General features: G+C 59.8%; 16 protein-coding genes. 5 read left to right on the forward strand and 11 right to left on the reverse strand.

Translation table 11 applies throughout. The features are described from left to right. Positions 1-75 precede the first annotated feature (75 nt). The 5 genes from ACA054_RS25385 to ACA054_RS25405 form a co-directional block, all read right to left on the reverse strand. The gene (locus tag ACA054_RS25385) at positions 76-519 is read right to left on the reverse strand and encodes a hotdog fold thioesterase (protein ID WP_497686699.1); all 444 of its coding nucleotides are present in this window, start codon (positions 517-519) and stop codon (positions 76-78) included. A 31-nt stretch (positions 520-550) separates the two neighbouring features. Further along, on the reverse strand, positions 551-2206 hold the full coding sequence (locus tag ACA054_RS25390; protein ID WP_497686700.1) for an AMP-binding protein: 1656 nt from the start codon (positions 2204-2206) through the stop codon (positions 551-553). A 112-nt stretch (positions 2207-2318) separates the two neighbouring features. Beyond that, on the reverse strand, positions 2319-2774 hold the full coding sequence (gene sixA, locus ACA054_RS25395; RefSeq protein ID WP_497686701.1) for a phosphohistidine phosphatase SixA: 456 nt from the start codon (positions 2772-2774) through the stop codon (positions 2319-2321). After that, positions 2771-3118, reverse strand: a complete 348-nt coding sequence (locus ACA054_RS25400; protein ID WP_497686702.1) for a DUF4389 domain-containing protein — start codon at positions 3116-3118, stop codon at positions 2771-2773. The genes sixA and ACA054_RS25400 overlap by 4 nt, the downstream gene beginning before the upstream one ends. 29 nt (positions 3119-3147) lie before the next feature. Next, on the reverse strand, positions 3148-4173 hold the full coding sequence (locus ACA054_RS25405) for an NAD(P)H-dependent glycerol-3-phosphate dehydrogenase (protein ID WP_497686703.1): 1026 nt from the start codon (positions 4171-4173) through the stop codon (positions 3148-3150). Positions 4174-4433: 260 nt separating this feature from the next. Between ACA054_RS25405 and ACA054_RS25410 the strand changes: the two genes are divergently transcribed. The 5 genes from ACA054_RS25410 (at position 4434) to ACA054_RS25430 (ending at position 9814) form a co-directional block, all read left to right on the forward strand. Next, the gene (locus tag ACA054_RS25410; RefSeq protein WP_497686704.1) at positions 4434-5366 is read left to right on the forward strand and encodes an ABC transporter substrate-binding protein; all 933 of its coding nucleotides are present in this window, start codon (positions 4434-4436) and stop codon (positions 5364-5366) included. Then, complete coding sequence (locus tag ACA054_RS25415; protein WP_497686705.1) at positions 5363-7264, forward strand: ATP-binding protein; 1902 nt, start codon at positions 5363-5365, stop codon at positions 7262-7264. The genes ACA054_RS25410 and ACA054_RS25415 overlap by 4 nt, the downstream gene beginning before the upstream one ends. A gap of 247 nt (positions 7265-7511) precedes the next feature. Beyond that, positions 7512-8027: a 3-hydroxyacyl-[acyl-carrier-protein] dehydratase FabA gene (gene fabA / locus ACA054_RS25420; protein WP_003179264.1), complete on the forward strand. Its 516-nt coding sequence runs from the start codon at positions 7512-7514 to the stop codon at positions 8025-8027. 11 nt (positions 8028-8038) lie between these two features. Then, a complete protein-coding gene (fabB, locus tag ACA054_RS25425; protein ID WP_007957797.1) occupies positions 8039-9259 on the forward strand; it encodes a beta-ketoacyl-ACP synthase I in 1221 nt (406 codons plus the stop codon). 366 nt (positions 9260-9625) lie between these two features. Then, positions 9626-9814 (forward strand): hypothetical protein, encoded by a 189-nt coding sequence (locus tag ACA054_RS25430; RefSeq protein WP_497686706.1) that lies wholly within the window; start codon positions 9626-9628, stop codon positions 9812-9814. Positions 9815-9923: 109 nt separating this feature from the next. Here the strand turns inward: ACA054_RS25430 and ACA054_RS25435 are convergent, their stop codons facing one another. The 6 genes from ACA054_RS25435 to ACA054_RS25460 all read right to left on the reverse strand — a co-directional run bounded on the left by ACA054_RS25435 (position 9924) and on the right by ACA054_RS25460 (position 17204). After that, positions 9924-10466, reverse strand: a complete 543-nt coding sequence (locus ACA054_RS25435; protein ID WP_020799705.1) for a DUF2058 domain-containing protein — start codon at positions 10464-10466, stop codon at positions 9924-9926. Positions 10467-10494: 28 nt separating this feature from the next. Further along, positions 10495-11328, reverse strand: coding sequence for a nucleoside triphosphate pyrophosphohydrolase (mazG, locus tag ACA054_RS25440; protein WP_497690369.1), 834 nt, complete (start codon positions 11326-11328; stop codon positions 10495-10497). Positions 11329-11452: 124 nt separating this feature from the next. Beyond that, on the reverse strand, positions 11453-13696 hold the full coding sequence (relA, locus tag ACA054_RS25445; protein WP_497686707.1) for a GTP diphosphokinase: 2244 nt from the start codon (positions 13694-13696) through the stop codon (positions 11453-11455). 121 nt (positions 13697-13817) lie between these two features. Beyond that, positions 13818-15170, reverse strand: coding sequence for a 23S rRNA (uracil(1939)-C(5))-methyltransferase RlmD (gene rlmD / locus ACA054_RS25450; RefSeq protein ID WP_497686708.1), 1353 nt, complete (start codon positions 15168-15170; stop codon positions 13818-13820). Continuing rightward, entirely contained in the window at positions 15170-16072 is a 903-nt protein-coding gene (cysM, locus tag ACA054_RS25455) for a cysteine synthase CysM (protein WP_497686709.1), read from the reverse strand. Before cysM ends, rlmD begins: the two co-directional genes overlap by 1 nt. Positions 16073-16181: 109 nt before the next feature. Then, positions 16182-17204 (reverse strand): PDDEXK nuclease domain-containing protein, encoded by a 1023-nt coding sequence (locus ACA054_RS25460; protein ID WP_497686710.1) that lies wholly within the window; start codon positions 17202-17204, stop codon positions 16182-16184. Positions 17205-17308: the final 104 nt, after the last annotated feature.

A 17308-nucleotide genomic window follows, 5' to 3' on the forward strand; every position in this document is an offset into this window, starting at 1 on the left:
ACCGCGTCCTGCAGCAATGACCGTAACTGACAGGAATGATGACAGTCCGGCCATGCGAATAAAGGAACGTGGGGGTCACCGTGCTGGTGGATTCTCACCCAGCGGCACCACGGCCATGGTCAGGCGCGATACGCAACTGGCTTTCCCTTCATCACTGGTCAACCGGATATCCCAGACGTGGGTCGTGCGCCCGATGTGAATCGGCTTGGCCACCGCCGTCACCCGCCCGCTGCGCAAGCCGCGCAGGTGGTTGGCATTGATTTCCAGGCCCACGCAATAAAATTTGCTGGTGTCGATGCACAGGTAGCTGGCCATGGAACCGACTGACTCAGCCAGCACCACCGAAGCGCCGCCATGCAGCAAGCCATAAGGCTGGTGAGTGCGGTGGTCGACAACCATGCTCGCGGTCAGGGACTCTTCATCGAAGGTTTCGAAACGGATGTCCAGCACTTCGCCGATGGTGTTTTTCTGAATTGCGTTCAACTGTTCCATGTTCGGAGCGGTACGCCACAGACTCATAGCAGGTTTTCCTTGTTGATTTATTCGTGGCTCAATCCTGCCACAGCACCGCTTCGCTGCGCTCGCTCCATTCTTCGAAGCGAGCGCCATAAGTGGCTTCGATCACGTTGCGCTTGATCTTCAGGGTTGGCGTGAGAAAGCCGTTTTCCACCGCCCAACTGTCCTTGACCACCACCAGTCGCCGCAAGCGTTCGTGCTTGTCGAGGGCGTTGTTGACCTCTTCCAGCAGTTTCTCCAGGCTTGAATGCAACCCGGCCCGTGCCTCCTGCTGCCCGACGGCCGAAAGCACGCACAGGCCCAGTGGCGCACTCAAGCCATCACCAACCACGCACACCTGCTCGATGCGCGAATGCACCGCCAGACGATTTTCGATGGGCGCAGGCGCTACGTACTTGCCTTTGCTGGTCTTGAAGATTTCCTTCAGACGCCCGGTCAGCCGCAGGTTGCCTTCGGCATCTTCCTCGCCCTTGTCGCCGGTACGCAGGAAGCCATCTTCGGTGATGGTGTCGGCGGTTTTCTGCGGTTCCTTGAAATACCCGAGCATGGTCGCGCCGCTGCGCACCATGACCTCGCCCGATTCGTCGATGCGCACCTCAACGTCCGGGCAAGGCTTGCCAATCCAGCCTGGTTTGTTCTGCCCCGGCAGGCAAATGTGCGAGTAGCCGCAACTTTCCGTCATGCCGTAGACCTCCAGCACGTCCAACCCGAGCTTGCGGTACCACAGCAGCAGACTCAGCGGCACCGGCGCGGCACCGGACAAGGCAACGCGCAAGGCATCAAGCCCCAACCCGGCGAGGACTTTGTGCCCGATCCGCTTGCCGATAATCGGCAGGCCGAGCAGGAAATCCAGGCGTTTTGCCGAAATCTTGCTGTACACCCCCATCTGGAATTTGGTCCAGATGCGCGGCACGCCAAACAGCGCCGTTGGCCGGGCACGGCGTAAATCCGTCAGGAAGGTGTCGAGGCTTTCGGCAAAAAACACGGTTTGCCCGCTATAAATCGATGCCAGTTCGACGAACATCCGTTCGGCAACGTGGCACAACGGCAAATACGACAGCAGTCGATCCGACTCATTCAGGCCGAACAACTGCGTGCCGCGCGCGGTGGCGAACCCCAGATTGGCGAAGCTGTGCATCACACCCTTGGGCATGCCGGTGGTGCCGGAGGTGTAGATGATGGTCGCCAGTTGATCGGCGGCGGGCTTGGGATCGTCCTGGATCGGCGAGCTGCGTTGCAGGTCGGCCCAGCTGAAATCGAAGGTGCCGGGCGGATGCAGCGGCAGGCTGATGGTTGGCAGATCGGGATTGACTCCCCGGGACATGCCAGGCCAGTCGTCGAGTTTGCCGATGAATGCCAGCGCTGCTTCCGAGTGTTCGAGCACCTGGGCCACCGATTCAGCGGTGAGGTTGGGGTACAACGGCACCGAGACAAGCCCGGCCATCCAGATCGCCAGGTCGGCAATGATCCAGTGCGCGCAGTTTTTTGAGATCAGGGCGATATGACTGCCCTGGGGCAGTTCCCGCGACCGCAGCCAATGTGCCGCGCAACGGGCCTGATGACCGACGTCCTCCCAGGTCAAGGTCTCGACATGGCCACCGCCCACAGGCTGGACAAGAAAGCGCTGGCGGGGATGACGGGCCTCGCGCTCGTAGAAAATGTCCAGGGGCAAACGAAAAGCAGCAGGCATGGGACTCGCTCCTTTGTTTCCGGGTCTGGAGCAAGCGTAGCCAACCAAGCAGTTGCTTGGTCGGCTATTTCACAGAAAAAATTTCAAGCCGTTTTCGACAGCCGCAACACGATCAAGGTTGTTTAACGCTGTTGAGCTTCATGGACCCTACCAACAGCTCATCGCCCTTGAGCTCCGCCAGACCGGCAGTGCCGACCCTCTCCGGCGGATGCCCGGCACCATGTTGCAGGTAGCTCAGCAGATTTCCCACCAACGGGTTGTGACTGACCAATAGCACGTCACTGACCGCCACCATTTGTTCGGCCACCTTGTCCGGCTCCGTGTCCGGTGTCAGCCATTCGACGGTGCGGATTTCCGGTTCGAAACCCAACGCGTCTCGCACCAGTCGCGCCGTTTCCTGCGCTCGCAGGTACGGGCTAGCGTAGATGGCGGTCAGCGGTTGCCCGATCAAGTTTGCAGCGCTGCGCAGCACTTCCTCACGCCCGTGCTCCGTCAGTTCCCGCTCCGAATCGTGGGGGCGGGAGCCGTGTGGCACGGCTTCACCATGACGCAATACCCAGATTTTCATAATTTAGGTTCCTCATCCCGGGCCGGATGCGGCGCAGGCGCCACGACGTGCGGCGTTTCACCTTCCGGTGTACGCGGCGTCGGCCAATCGGCGAACGGCCAGGGCTTCTGGTCGCTGTGGAAACTGCCGAAACGACCGATCTGTGCCAGGAACTGGCTCAGACTGTCGCCGAAGTTCATCAGGCTGGCGCTCGGGGCGCCATAGATTAAACGATAGATCAACTGCACCAGCACCACGGCGCCAAGTATGAACTGCGCCACCTGCCAGACCAGCAGGAACACCACCATCCACAGCACTCGAAGCAGAATGGACTCGTATTTGGCTTCTACTTTTTGATCACTCATGTCTCGCTCCGTTCCTGTGAGGTAAGGGTTCAGTTGAAGCCGCTGGTGGAAATAAAGTCGACATCGGTCTTCGGCTCGCCGCGCATCAACAGTCCGATCACCTGCTCAAGCGTGCGCCCTTCGAACAGGATCGCGTGCAGCCCGGCGACCAACGGCATGTACACGCCAACCTCCTGGGACTTGGCCTTGAGCACCTTGAGCGTGTTCACGCCTTCGGCGACTTCGCCCAGTCGATTGACCGCCTCTTCGAGGCTCAAGCCCTGACCGAGGGCGAAACCGACCTGATAGTTACGGCTTTTTGGCGACGAGCAGGTCACGATCAAATCACCCACGCCCGCAAGTCCCAGGAACGTCATCGGGTTCGCACCCTGATTCACCGCGAAGCGAGTCATTTCCGCCAGCGCCCGGGTAATCAGCATGCTCTTGGTGTTTTCGCCCATGCCCATCGCCACCGCCATGCCGGCGATGATCGCGTAGACGTTTTTCAACGCCCCGCCCAGCTCCACGCCAAACCGGTCGGCGCTGGCATACACGCGAAAGGTGCGGCCGTGCAGCACTTCCTGAACATGCTGGCAGAGTTCTTCGTCTTCGCTGGCGACCACCGTGGCGGTCAATGCGTGTTCGGCGATTTCACGGGCCAGGTTCGGCCCGGACAACACACCGATGCGTGCCAGTGGCGCGATCTCTTCGAGAATCTGGCTCATCAGCTTGAACGTGTGGGCTTCGATGCCCTTGGTCAGGCTCACCAGCATTTTGCCGCTCAACCGTTCGGCGTGTGGGGCCAGCACCGAGCGCAACGCGCTGGAGGGCAGCGCGACAAAACTCAGGTCGCAGGCCTCCAGGGTGGCCAGCAGATCGGTGACTGGCGTGACACCGGGCAGAATCTTGATGCCTTTGAGGTAACGCGGGTTCTCGCGATTGACCCGGATGGCCTCGGCCTGTTCGGGGTCCCGCATCCATTGCAGGACTTGATGACCATTTTCGGCCAGCAGATTAGCCACGGCGGTACCAAAACTTCCGCCTCCCAAGACCGCGATCGGGCGCTGTTCAGTCATATGCAATCCGTTAATCCATACCAGTGGCGATGTCAGCATTATACGGAGCGCCCCCGTGTCGGCCAGCCCCCGCGTCGATTACCGGCATGCGTAGGAAGAAGTCCGTCAAAACCTAAGAAATTGCTTACATCGTGACTGGAAAACTGATCGAGCTCGGTTAACATGCGCCCTATCATTCGTTAATAAGAATGCGGCAATTATCAACAATAACTATAACGAGTGTCGGATGATGTATTTCAGCGCAGAGTTGGCGTTTTAAAATGCTGCATCGTCCGTCACGGAAGACACCAACCCTTGGCCATCTGCTGGTCATGGCCTGCCTTATATTCGGTGGCTGGCTAAACAGCCTGTCGGCCAGCGCCGCGGACATTCTCCTCACCGGTGTCGACGATAGCCCCGGCGTGCAATCCTTTGCCCAGGCCCTGCGGCAATTGCGACCGGCCGACAACGTGCGCTTCCAGGCACTGGCCAGCCTGCCGCTACCGGGCAAGCTGGCGGCGGACACCCGCTTGATCCTGCTCGACCTGCCCAGTCTCGACTGGCGCCTGCAGGACCCGCGCGGCCCGGCGACGCTGGTGCTGCGCATCAGCCGCCTGCAGGCAAGGCAACATCTGGGGCACGCCTTGCCCCCGCATATCAGCCTGCTCTGGAGCGATCCGCCACTGGATCGGCAATTGCGCCTCACCCGCGTCCTGCTGCCCCAGGTCAAACGGGTTGGCGTCCTGTACGACAGCCATAGCGAGTTCCTGTTACGGGAACTGCGCCAGGCCGCCCATCCCTTGGGTCTCGAGGTGGTCACCGAGCGTTGGGAAAACACTCAGGACAGTCGTCCTTTGCAGGCTTTGCTGGACAACAGCGATGTAGTGCTGGGCCTCGACGACCCCGACCTGTACAACCCGAAAACCGCGAAAAACCTGTTGCTCAGCAGCTATGCGCGACAGCTGGCCTTGATTGGCCCCAATGCAGGATTCGTCAGAGCCGGGAGCCTGGCGAGTACCTACAGCGATCAGAGCGACTGGCTGGCGATTCTCGATGAGCTGCTCGACCTGCCGCCCGCCACGTGGCCACGCACGCAGTACCCACACCGCTTCAAGGTCTCGAGCAATCCGCAGGTGTCTCGTTCCCTGGGTCTTGAACAGGTAAACGAAGCGGCTGTCGCTACGCTGTTGGCAGAAGGAGAACGCCACCCATGACCTTCCGTCGCCGCTGGGACATCAGTACCCGTACCCAGATCATCAGCCTCGGCCCTGCCCTGCTGCTGACGCTGCTGTTGATCAGCTTCTTCACCTTCGTGCGGATCCAGGACCTGCGCCAGGAGCTCAATCACACCGGCCAGTTGATTGCCAACCAACTGGCGCCGGCCGCCGAATACGGGGTGATTTCGGGCAATAACGAGGTGCTCGACAGCCTGCTCAAGGCCACGCTGGCCACGCCCAACGTGCGGTTCCTGGAAGTACAGGACAGCGCCAACCGGATTCTGGTGTACGTCGAGCAACCCTCGGCAAGCTACCAAAAGCCGCACCAGGTCGAAGTATTCCAGGCCCCCGTGCGGCTGCAACGGATCGCGCTGCACAATGACTTTTTCCAGGACGGCAAAGTTGCCCCCACCGCTCCCGCAGAGGATTACCTGGGCCGGGTGATCGTCGGCCTGTCCAATGATGCGTTCAGCCAGCGCCAACAGGAGATCCTGCTCAAGGCCGGCATTCTGGCGCTGTTCGCCCTGCTGTTTACCTTCCTGGTCGCCCGGCGTCTGGCCGCAAGCCTGTCGCAACCGTTGCGTGATATCGGCAATGCGGTCAAGGCGATCCAGGCCGGCGACTACAAAACGCCCCTGCCCATCGTTGACGACACGGAACTCGGCGCCCTGTCGCAACACATCAACAATCTCGCCAGCGGCCTCGAGCAGGCCAGCCACGAACAGCACCAGGCCATGGCGCAGTTGATCCAGACTCGCGAGGAAGCGGAAAAAGCCAACAACGCCAAGTCCGATTTCCTCGCCATGATGAGCCACGAACTGCGCACGCCGATGAATGGCGTGCTGGGCATGCTGCAGTTGCTGGAAACCACCGAGATGACCGAAGAACAGGTCGAATACGCCGCGCTGGCCTCGGAATCCACCGAGCACCTGCTCAAAGTCATCAATGACATTCTTGATTTCTCGCGTATCGAACGCTCGGAACTGGAACTGGAACACATACCTTTCAACCTTGCGGACTTGATCGGCAGTTGCGCCCAGTCGTTCCAGCACAGCGCCGCACAACGCGGGCTCGATCTGCAGTTGCAGGTTCCGGAGGACATGCGCGCGCTGCAGGTTCAGGGCGACCCGACGCGCATCCGGCAAATACTGGTCAATCTGGTCGGCAATGCCCTGAAGTTTACCGAACAGGGCCGCGTCTCCATCGAATCGCAGTGGCAGTCCCTGGATCACGAACTGCTGTGGTTCACCTGCACGGTACGCGACAGCGGGATTGGCATTCCCCCCGAAAGCCTGGAATTGATGTTCGATGCGTTTCAGCAGGCCGACAGTTCCATTTCAAGACGCTATGGCGGCACCGGCCTGGGCCTGCCGATTGCGCGCACACTCGCCGAACGAATGGGTGGCACCTTGCGCGCTCAGAGCGAGGAAGGCCATGGCTCGGTGTTTACCCTGGAAATTCCGCTGGCGTTGTATCAACAGGCGTTGCCGGCGCGGGTACCGCGCGTATCGACCCACAAAGGTGACGGCGAAGGGCGCAATGTGCTGCTGGTCGAGGACAATCCGGTCAACCAGACAGTAATCGAAGCCATGCTGCGCAGCCTGGGCTTTACTGTCAGCGTTGCCGCCGATGGCGCACAGGCGGTGCGCAGTGCCGAGAGCCTGATTTTCGAAGCGATACTGATGGACTGCCGACTGCCGGTCATCGACGGTTATGAGGCCACCCGGCAGATCCGTGAACTGCCAGGTTGCACCGACTTGCCGATCATTGCCCTGACCGCCAACGCCCTGCAGGGGGATCGCGAAGCCTGCTTGTCGGCGGGAATGAACGATTACCTGGCCAAGCCCTTCAAACGGATTGATCTTCAGCAAATTCTGCAGCGATGGGTGCAGTAGTACAGGCCTTTCGAGCATCTGTGACTGGCGTGAAAGGCGAAAGTGCGGCAGTCTTAGGCACCCGTACAAGTCCGAAAATGGACTTGATTAAAAATTTCAGTGCACAAGTGTACATTCATGTCCTTGGTGCTGTGACTTTCACTACAACGCAATAGTCTATGAGTAGGCTGCCGGTTCGAGGCATGAACGCTTCGATCGGCCGGGAAGATTTGCCCCACCTGCCGCATGGGACTATTGAGGAGCTCGCATGACCAAACAAAACGCCTTTACCCGGGAAGATCTGCTGCGCTGCAGTCGCGGTGAGCTGTTCGGCCCAGGTAACGCGCAACTGCCCGCCCCGAACATGCTGATGGTCGATCGCATCACCCTGATCAGCGAAGAGGGTGGCAAGTACGGCAAAGGTGAATTGGTCGCAGAGCTGGATATCACTCCGGACCTGTGGTTCTTCGCCTGCCACTTCGAAGGTGATCCGGTGATGCCGGGCTGCCTGGGCCTCGACGCCATGTGGCAACTGGTCGGCTTCTTCCTGGGCTGGCAAGGCCTGCCGGGCCGTGGCCGTGCGCTGGGTTCGGGCGAAGTGAAATTCTTCGGCCAGGTCCTGCCGACAGCCAAGAAAGTCACCTATAACATTCATATCAAGCGCGTCCTCAAAGGCAAGCTGAACCTGGCCATCGCCGACGGTTCGGTGACTGTCGACGGTCGCGAAATCTACACCGCCGAAGGCCTCCGGGTCGGCGTGTTCACCTCCACTGACAACTTCTAAGGGTTATCCGCATGCGCCGCGTCGTTATCACTGGTCTGGGCATTGTTTCGTGCCTGGGCAATGACAAAGAGACCGTCTCCGCTAACCTGCGTGCAAGCCGCCCTGGCATCCGGTTCAACCCGGAATATGCCGAAATGGGTCTGCGTAGCCAGGTTTCCGGCTCCATTGACCTCAACCTTGAAGAACTGATCGATCGCAAGATCTATCGCTTCGTCGGCCACGCGGCGGCATACGCCTACCTGGCCATGAAAGACGCCATCGCTGACTCCGGCCTGACCGAAGAGCAAGTGTCCAACCCGCGTACCGGCCTGATCGCCGGTTCCGGCGGCGCATCGACCCTGAACCAGATGGAAGCGCTGGACATTCTGCGCGAGAAAGGCGTCAAGCGCGTTGGCCCATACCGCGTGACGCGGACCATGAGCAGCACCGTTTCCGCCTGCCTGGCCACGCCGTTCAAGATCAAGGGCCTGAACTACTCCATCGCTTCTGCCTGCGCTACCAGTGCTCACTGCATCGGTACCGCCATGGAACAGATCCAGATGGGCAAGCAGGACATCGTCTTCGCCGGTGGCGGTGAAGAAGAGCACTGGAGCCAGTCGTTCCTGTTCGACGCCATGGGCGCACTGTCCAGCAAGCGCAACGACACCCCGGAACAAGCCTCCCGCGCCTACGACGCCGACCGTGACGGTTTCGTCATCGCTGGCGGTGGCGGCATGGTCGTGGTCGAGGAGCTGGAACATGCTCTGGCCCGTGGTGCGAAGATCTACGCGGAAATCGTTGGCTACGGCGCGACCTCCGACGGCTACGACATGGTCGCCCCAAGCGGCGAAGGCGCAATCCGCTGCATGCAGCAGGCGCTGTCCACCGTGGATACCCCGATCGACTACCTGAACACCCACGGCACTTCGACTCCGGTCGGCGACGTCGCGGAAATGAAAGGCGTGCGTGAAGTGTTCGGCGACAAGGCTCCGGCCATCAGCTCCACCAAGAGCCTGTCGGGTCACTCCCTGGGCGCCGCCGGCGTTCACGAAGCGATCTACTGCATGCTGATGATGGAAGGCAACTTCATTGCCGGTTCCGCCAACATCGACGAACTGGACCCTGAAGTGGCCGATCTGCCGGTGCTGACCAAGACCCGCGAAAACGCCACCATCAACACCGTGATGAGCAACAGCTTCGGTTTCGGTGGCACCAATGCCACGCTGGTACTGAAGCGCTGGGAAGGTAAGTAATTCCCCGCTGCTGAGCCGCACATAAAAACGCCCCGACTGGTTCGGGGCGTTTTTTTTGCCTTTGGGGAACGCTCGCTAACTGGTTTTTGTAGGAGCACAGCTTGCTGGCGATGGCGATCTCAGGGACGCCATCGCCAGCAAGCTGTGCTCCTACAGATGTTCATTTCAAACGAGGTGAACATGAAGCTTTTGTCATGAAACTCAAGGGCCTGCGACTGAATGTCGCGGTTTCCGTGGGCTGCAGGACTGTTTCCAATTCTGCAACAAACCCTTTCCAAACTCAGTCGTTTACTTAGCAAGCTACCAAACCCTATAACAGAGTCCTGCACATGCCTTGCTGCAGATAACAGAGATTGGAGCTAGCAGATGACTGTAAAAGTAACTGAACGCGACGATTCACATATGTCCCATGAAGGCGTAGCCGCCGGCATCCGGATCTGGGATGTGTACCAACAGGACCTGTTGGTCGGGATGTTCCATTCCGAGACTGACGCCCACAGCTACAAGGCCGAGCTGGAAACGCTGGAGCAGCAACGAGATCTACGGTCCGCCTGAACAATTGTAGGAGCGAGCATGCTCGCGATGGACGTTAACGATAACGCGTGTTTACTGGCTAAACGCGGTGCTCTTTAGTCCATCGCGAGCAAGCTCGCTCCTACACGGCTTACCACATCAGATCATCAGGGATCTGATAGGCCGCGTACGGATCGTCCTCGGCGGCAACTTCTTCGGTCTGCACATTCAGCTGCACGATACGTTGCGGATCTCGCTCCTGGATCTTCAGGGCTGCTTCACGGGGGATCACTTCATAGCCTCCGGCGTGATGCACGATGGCCAGCGAACCGTTGCTCAGCTTGTTGCGCATCAGCGTGTTGACCGAGAGGCGCTTGACCTTCTTGTCGTCGACGAAGTTGTAGTAGTCCTCGGTCGTTAACTTCGGCAGGCGTGTGGCTTCGATCAATTGCTTGATCTGGGCGACACGGGCCTTGGCCTCAGCCTTCTCCTGCTGCTGGCGGTTGAGCTCCTGATCGCGCTTGACCTTCTCGGCCATGGCTTCCTGAGCCGCACGCTGTTGGGAGTCATCCAGTTCAATCTGACCCTTGTGGGCCAAACGCTGCTGCTTCTGTTTGTCTTTGCTGACCTGCTTGGCCTGCTTCTGGTTGACCAGCCCTGCTTTGAGCAACTGGTCGCGAAGGGAAATGCTCATGGTGCTTATTACTCACTTAGGCAACTGCTCAACCGCAGCTGGGCACATTCTTTTCCTGACGTTTGGCTTCGCCCCACAGGGCGTCCAACTCTTCGAGGGTGCAATCTTCCATGGGACGGTGGGTGTCGCGCAATGCCTGTTCGATAAAACGGAAGCGTCGTTCGAACTTGGCATTGGCGCCACGCAGCGCGGTTTCCGGGTCGACCTTGAGATGCCTTGCCAGATTGACCACGGAAAACAGCAGATCGCCGACTTCATCGGCGATCGCCACCGAGTCGTTGTCGGCCATCGCTTCGAGTATTTCATCGAGTTCTTCCCGGACCTTGTCCAGTACGGGCAAGGCGTCGGGCCAGTCGAAACCGACCTGCCCTGCGCGCTTCTGCAATTTTGCCGAACGGGACAATGCCGGCAATGCTGCCGGGACATCATCGAGCAAGGACAGCTGTTGCGGCGCATCGGATTTCTCCGCGCGTTCTTCAGCCTTGATCTCTTCCCAGCGCTGCTTGACCTGTTCCTCACTCAAACGCGGGACATCCAGTGGCGCGTACAGATCTCCCGCGGGGAATACGTGCGGGTGACGGCGAATCAATTTACGAACGATGCTGTCGACCACGCCAGCGAACTCGAAGCGCCCTTCTTCCCGGGCCAGCTGGCTGTAGTAAACCACCTGGAACAGCAGGTCGCCCAACTCACCCTGCAGGTGATCGAAGTCACCGCGCTCGATGGCGTCAGCAACTTCATAGGCTTCCTCGAGGGTGTGCGGAACGATGGTGGCGTAGGTTTGCTTGATGTCCCACGGGCAACCGTACTGCGGGTCGCGCAGGCGGTTCATCAGGTGCAATAAATCTTCAAGGCTGTACATCATTCATGCCTCATCACAAAACACTGTGGGAGCGAGCCTGCTCGCGATAGCGGTATACCAGGCGACATTAAAGTCGCCTGACACGCCCTCTTCGCGAGCAGGCTCGCTCCCACATTAATCACCATCACGGTGTACGGTTACGCCGGGTTTCGATGATGTTCGGCAACTGGGAAATCCTGCCCAGCAACCGCCCAAGCGCGTCCAGCCCCGGAATCTCGATGGTCAGGGACATCAGCGCGGTGTTGTCCTCCTTGTTCGAGCGGGTATTGACCGCCAGCACGTTGATCCGCTCATTGAGCAGCACCTGCGAGACGTCACGCAGCAATCCGGAACGGTCGTAGGCACGAATGACGATGTCCACCGGATAGGTGAGCACCGGCACCGGCCCCCAACTGACCTGGATGATCCGCTCCGGCTCACGACCGCCCAGTTGCAGCACCGAGGCGCAATCCTGGCGATGGATACTGACGCCACGGCCCTGGGTGATGTAGCCGACGATCGCATCCCCCGGCAGCGGCTGGCAGCAACCCGCCATCTGGGTCATCAGGTTGCCCACGCCCTGGATCTGAATGTCGCCACGCTTGCCTGGCTTGTAGCCGGTTGCCTTGCGCGGAATCAGTTCCAGCTGTTCGTTGCCACGTTCCGGCTCGACCAGTTGCTGCGCCAGGTTGACCAGTTGCGCCAGGCGCAGGTCACCCGCCCCCAGGGCGGCAAACATGTCTTCGGCGGTTTTCATGTTGGCCTTGTCGGCCAGTTTTTCGAAATCCACCTGCGGCAGACCGAGGCGATTGAGTTCGCGCTCGAGCAAGGTCTTGCCGGCGGCGACGTTCTGGTCGCGCGCCTGCAGCTTGAACCAGTGAACAATCTTCGCCCGCGCCCGCGAGGTGGTGATGTAGCCCAGGTTCGGGTTCAGCCAGTCGCGGCTCGGCGTGCCGTGCTTGCTGGTGATGATCTCGACCTGTTCACCGGTTTGCAGGCTGTAGTTGAGCGGCACGATGCGCCCGTTGATCTTGGCGCCGCGGCAGTTGTGACCGATCTCGGTGTGCACGCGGTAGGCGAAGTCCAGTGGCGTCGCGCCCTTGGGCAAATCGATGGCGTGACCGTCCGGGGTAAAGATGTAGACCCGGTCGGGTTCGATATCGACCCGTAGCTGTTCGGCCAACCCGCCTATGTCGCCCAGCTCTTCGTGCCACTCGAGCACCTGACGCAGCCAGGAGATTTTTTCTTCGTAGTGATTGGAGCCGGACTTGACGTCGGTGCCCTTGTAGCGCCAGTGCGCGCACACGCCGAGTTCGGCCTCTTCATGCATGGCGTGGGTGCGGATCTGCACCTCCAGCACCTTGCCCTCAGGCCCGATCACGGCGGTATGCAATGAGCGATAGCCGTTCTCTTTCGGGTTGGCGATGTAGTCGTCGAACTCTTTCGGGATGTGCCGCCACAGGGTGTGGACAATGCCGAGCGCGGTGTAGCAGTCGCGCATTTCCGGCACCAGCACGCGAACGGCGCGTACGTCATAGATCTGGCTGAACTCCAGACCCTTACGCTGCATTTTGCGCCAGATCGAATAGATGTGTTTGGCCCGGCCGCTGATGTCGGCGTCGACACCGGTGGCCTGCAATTCGTTTTTCAGTTGGCTCATCACGTCGCTGATGAAGCGTTCGCGATCCAGTCGCCGCTCATGCAGCAACTTGGCGATCTGCTTGTACTGGTCGGGCTCAAGGTAACGGAAGGACAAATCCTCCAGCTCCCACTTGATGTGACCGATACCCAGGCGGTGGGCCAGTGGCGCGTAGATGTCGAAGACTTCGCGGGCCACGCGGTTGCGTTTTTCGTCGTCGGCGGTTTTCACCGCACGGATCGCGCAGGTGCGCTCGGCCAGTTTGATCAGGGCCACGCGAACGTCGTCGACCATGGCCACCAGCATCTTGCGCAGGTTTTCCACTTGGCCCTGAGTGCCCATCACCAGGGATTTACGCGGGCTCAGGCTGTCGCTGATCGCCGCCATGCGCTGCACGCCGTCGATCAGTTTGGCCACCACGGGACCAAAGCGCTGGCTGACCGCCGGCAACGGGATCTGGCCTTCGCGCACGCCCCGATAGAGAACCGCGGCCACCAGCGAATCCTGATCGAGCTTGAGGTCGGCGAGGATCTCGGCGATCTCAAGGCCCGTGCGGAAGCTCGAGGTCCCTTCGGACCACAGGTTCTTTGCCGCATTGGCTTGTTGTTCGGCTTCGCGAGCGAACTCGCAAGCTTCCTTCAAGGCTTCGCGATCCAGTGCCAGATCGACACTGACCGCGTGATCGAGCCAAGCCTCGAGATTGATACTGCCGTCGGTGTTGATCGGCTGGTGTGCTCTCACCTGTACCATCTTGCTTACCTTCCCTACGACGCAGATTCAATGCGTCAAATCGCTGACCTTCGTTGCCCATGAGCCCACGTCGGGCTGGTACGCGGCTGCACGGGCGGGCCAGTCGGACCAGACGAGCATCCTAGCTCGCTTCAAATAACGCCATGGCTTCGACATGTGCCGTCTGAGGAAACATATCGAGAATCCCGGCACGTTTTAACCGGTAGCCCTGCTTGATCAATTCGACCGTGTCGCGCGCCAGGGTTGCCGGGTTGCACGACACATACACCAACCGCTCGGCCCCCAGGGACTTGAGCTTGTGCACGACCTCGAAAGCGCCGTCACGCGGTGGGTCCAAGAGTACCGCAGAAAAGCCTTCACGCGCCCATTCGGCATCGGTCAAAGGCTGGGATAAATCGGCCTGAAAAAACTGTGCATTATTCAGATTGTTGCTGACAGCATTCGCGGCTGCGCGATCGACCATCACCTGCACACCCTCCACCGCAACGACTTCGCGAACGGCTTTGGCCAGCGGCAAGGCAAAGTTACCCAACCCACAGAATAGATCGAGAACTCGCTCATCGGCTTGCGGTTTCAGCCAGTCCAGCGCCTGGGCAACCATCGCTTCGTTGACCCCGGCATTGACCTGGATGAAATCCCCAGGTCGATACGCCAGATTCAGATCCCACTGTTCAAGACGATAGCCCAAGGACTGATCGGCCTCGACCGGATGTGGCTCGCCGTCCCCGTGCAACCACAACTGCGCTTCATGGAACGCACAGAAATCCTTGAGGATGGTCATGTCACTTTCGGACAATGGCGCCATGTGTCGCAGCAACACCGCCAGTGATGAGCCGCTGAACAATTCCACGTGCCCCAGGGCTTGAGGCTTGCTCAAACGCCGCAGCATCTCAGGCAAGCGGGCCATGATCGGCTGCAAGGGTTGTACCAGTACCGGGCACTCATCGATGCCGACAATGTCCTGGCTGCCGGCGGCGCGGAAACCGACTTCGAGCTTTTTCGCTTTCATGTCCCAGCGCACCGCTACTCGGGCGCGACGGCGATAGGCGAACTCCGGACCGCTCAACGGCGCGGCCCACTCTTCGGGTTCGACACCGGCCACCTTCGACAATTGCTCGGCGAGCATGCGCTGTTTCAGGGCGAGTTGTTCGTTGTGGGGCAGATGTTGCACGCTGCAGCCGCCGCAACGACCGGCATGGGCGCACGGTGCCGGGCGACGTAGTTCGCTGGACTTGAACACCCGCTCGGTGCGCGCCTCGACCACTTTACCGTGGGCACCGAGCACACGCGCCTCGACTTCTTCACCGGCCAATGCGCCGATGACGAACCAGGTGCGACCTTCGAAAAACGCGATACCACGACCGTCGTTGGCCAGGCGCTCGATACTCAGGCGCTGCTTTTTGCCGGTCGGGACTTGCGGGGCCTTGCTACCGCCCGTGGGCTGGAAGCGCAGGCCTCTCTCGTGCTTGGCCATCAGTTGGGCGCGTCGAAAATACCGGTCGACAGGTATCGGTCGCCACGGTCGCAGATGATCGCGACGATCACCGCGTTTTCAACTTCTTTAGACAGGCGCAGCATCGCTGCCACCGCACCGCCCGAGGACACGCCACAGAAGATGCCTTCTTCGCGGGCCAGGCGACGGGTGACGTCTTCGGCTTCGCTTTGCGCCATGTCGACGATTCGGTCGACGCGCTCGGCCTGGTAGATCTTCGGCAGGTATTCCTGCGGCCAGCGGCGGATACCGGGAATGGCCGAGCCTTCCATCGGTTGCAGACCGATGATCTGCACGCTCTCGTCCTGCTCTTTCAAGTAGCGCGAGACGCCCATGATCGTGCCGGTGGTGCCCATGGAGCTGACGAAATGGGTGATGGTGCCCTGGGTCTGGCGCCAGATTTCCGGACCGGTGGTGGTGTAGTGCGCCTCCGGGTTGTCACCGTTGGCGAACTGATCCAGCACCTTGCCACGGCCTTCGGCTTCCATACGCTGGGCGAGGTCGCGGGCACCTTCCATGCCCTCTTCCTGGCTGACCAGAATCAGCTCGGCGCCATAAGCGGTCATCGCGGCCTTGCGTTCGGCGCTGGAGTTGTCCGGCATGATCAGGATCATCTTGTAACCCTTGATCGCGGCGGCCATGGCCAGCGCGATCCCGGTGTTACCCGAGGTCGCTTCGATCAGCGTATCGCCGGCGTGGATCTGCCCGCGCAACTCGGCGCGGGTGATCATCGACAGCGCCGGACGGTCCTTGACCGAACCCGCCGGGTTGTTCCCTTCGAGCTTGAGCAAAAGGGTGTTGCTGGTTTCGCCGGGCAGGCGCTGCAAACGGACCAGCGGAGTGTTGCCGACGCAATCGGCGATGGTTGGGTACTGCAAGGTCATGGCGTATTCGCAATCCAGACTGCGGGGGCGCCTATCATACCGGCAATCCTCGCAAGGCCATATCACGCAAAGTGTGGTGCTTATGGTTTATGGGAATAAGCGGCGGGATTCAGCCCTCTTCTGTTTGTGCGACATTCAAGGCATAGAACTCATGCAGCTTGGCCTGCAACAACTGTTTGTCCGGCAGTTGGACCTGATACTCGGCGATCAGCGCTGGCGACAGGCTGCGGTTAAGGGCGTACTCGACGACTTCGTCATCCTTACTGGCACAGAGCAGGACACCGATTGCCGGGTTTTCATGAGGTTTGCGTTCGTCGCGATCCAGTGCTTCCAGATAGAAGCCCAACTTGCCCAAATACTCCGGTTCAAAACGCCCGACCTTGAGCTCGATGGCCACCAGGCAGTTGAGACCGCGGTGATAGAACAGTAAGTCCAGCGCAAAATCACGCCCGCCGACTTGTAGCGGGTATTCGGAGCCGATAAAGCAGAAATCGCGGCCAAGCTCACTCAGGAACTGCTTGAGGCGTCCCAGTAAGCCCCGATGCAGGTCTGTTTCGGCGTGGGCGCCGGGCAAGTCGAGAAACTCGACCATGTAGGCGTCACGGAATATCTCTAACGCAGAGGGAAGAGTTTGTTTCAGTACTGCGGAGACTTTGGCCGGCTGGGTCACGCTGCGTTCAAACAGCGCCGCCTTGAACTGACGCTCCAGTTCGCGCTTTGACCATTTTTCCTGAACGGTCATTCGCAGATAGAACTCGCGCTCTTCCGGCCGTTTGCATTGGCCGAAGATGATCAAATTGTGTGACCAGGATAATTGTCGCGCCAGTGGTGCGACTTTTAATTCGGTGCGGTAGGTTTCGTAAAACTGGCGCATGCGGAACAAATTCGACCGAGTAAAGCCACGCTGCCCCGGCTGGGTCTGGCTGAGATGTTCCGCCAGTTGACCGACCACGGAATCACCCCATTCGGCTTTCTCCAGTTTGCGGCTGATATAGGCGCCAACTTGCCAGTACAACTCAATCAGTTGGGTATTGACCGCCTGCATGGCCTGGCGCCTGGCACTTTGAATCAGTGCAAGCACTTCATTGAAGCGGTCGTCGGTTCTACTTCCGGGCAACTGGGGTACGGTCATGCATGACACCTTGAACATGAGTAAAAGCCTGAGCTTAAACCGCCAAGGGTGTTTGAAATGACCGGTGATACCCTTTGGGAAATGTCGTACAGAAACTCGGGAAC

The sequence above is a fragment of the Pseudomonas sp. LBUM1653 genome (assembly GCF_059716115.1).

Coding starts and splice junctions, on each gene's coding strand:
- ACA054_RS25385 (WP_497686699.1), bottom strand. CDS start 519: ATGAGTCTGTGGCGTACCGCTCCGAACATGGAACAGTTGAACGCAATT.
- ACA054_RS25390 (WP_497686700.1), bottom strand. CDS start 2,206: ATGCCTGCTGCTTTTCGTTTGCCCCTGGACATTTTCTACGAGCGCGAG.
- sixA (WP_497686701.1), bottom strand. CDS start 2,774: ATGAAAATCTGGGTATTGCGTCATGGTGAAGCCGTGCCACACGGCTCC.
- ACA054_RS25400 (WP_497686702.1), bottom strand. CDS start 3,118: ATGAGTGATCAAAAAGTAGAAGCCAAATACGAGTCCATTCTGCTTCGA.
- ACA054_RS25405 (WP_497686703.1), bottom strand. CDS start 4,173: ATGACTGAACAGCGCCCGATCGCGGTCTTGGGAGGCGGAAGTTTTGGT.
- ACA054_RS25410 (WP_497686704.1), top strand. CDS start 4,434: ATGCTGCATCGTCCGTCACGGAAGACACCAACCCTTGGCCATCTGCTG.
- ACA054_RS25415 (WP_497686705.1), top strand. CDS start 5,363: ATGACCTTCCGTCGCCGCTGGGACATCAGTACCCGTACCCAGATCATC.
- fabA (WP_003179264.1), top strand. CDS start 7,512: ATGACCAAACAAAACGCCTTTACCCGGGAAGATCTGCTGCGCTGCAGT.
- fabB (WP_007957797.1), top strand. CDS start 8,039: ATGCGCCGCGTCGTTATCACTGGTCTGGGCATTGTTTCGTGCCTGGGC.
- ACA054_RS25430 (WP_497686706.1), top strand. CDS start 9,626: ATGACTGTAAAAGTAACTGAACGCGACGATTCACATATGTCCCATGAA.
- ACA054_RS25435 (WP_020799705.1), bottom strand. CDS start 10,466: ATGAGCATTTCCCTTCGCGACCAGTTGCTCAAAGCAGGGCTGGTCAAC.
- mazG (WP_497690369.1), bottom strand. CDS start 11,328: ATGTACAGCCTTGAAGATTTATTGCACCTGATGAACCGCCTGCGCGAC.
- relA (WP_497686707.1), bottom strand. CDS start 13,696: ATGGTACAGGTGAGAGCACACCAGCCGATCAACACCGACGGCAGTATC.
- rlmD (WP_497686708.1), bottom strand. CDS start 15,170: ATGGCCAAGCACGAGAGAGGCCTGCGCTTCCAGCCCACGGGCGGTAGC.
- cysM (WP_497686709.1), bottom strand. CDS start 16,072: ATGACCTTGCAGTACCCAACCATCGCCGATTGCGTCGGCAACACTCCG.
- ACA054_RS25460 (WP_497686710.1), bottom strand. CDS start 17,204: ATGACCGTACCCCAGTTGCCCGGAAGTAGAACCGACGACCGCTTCAAT.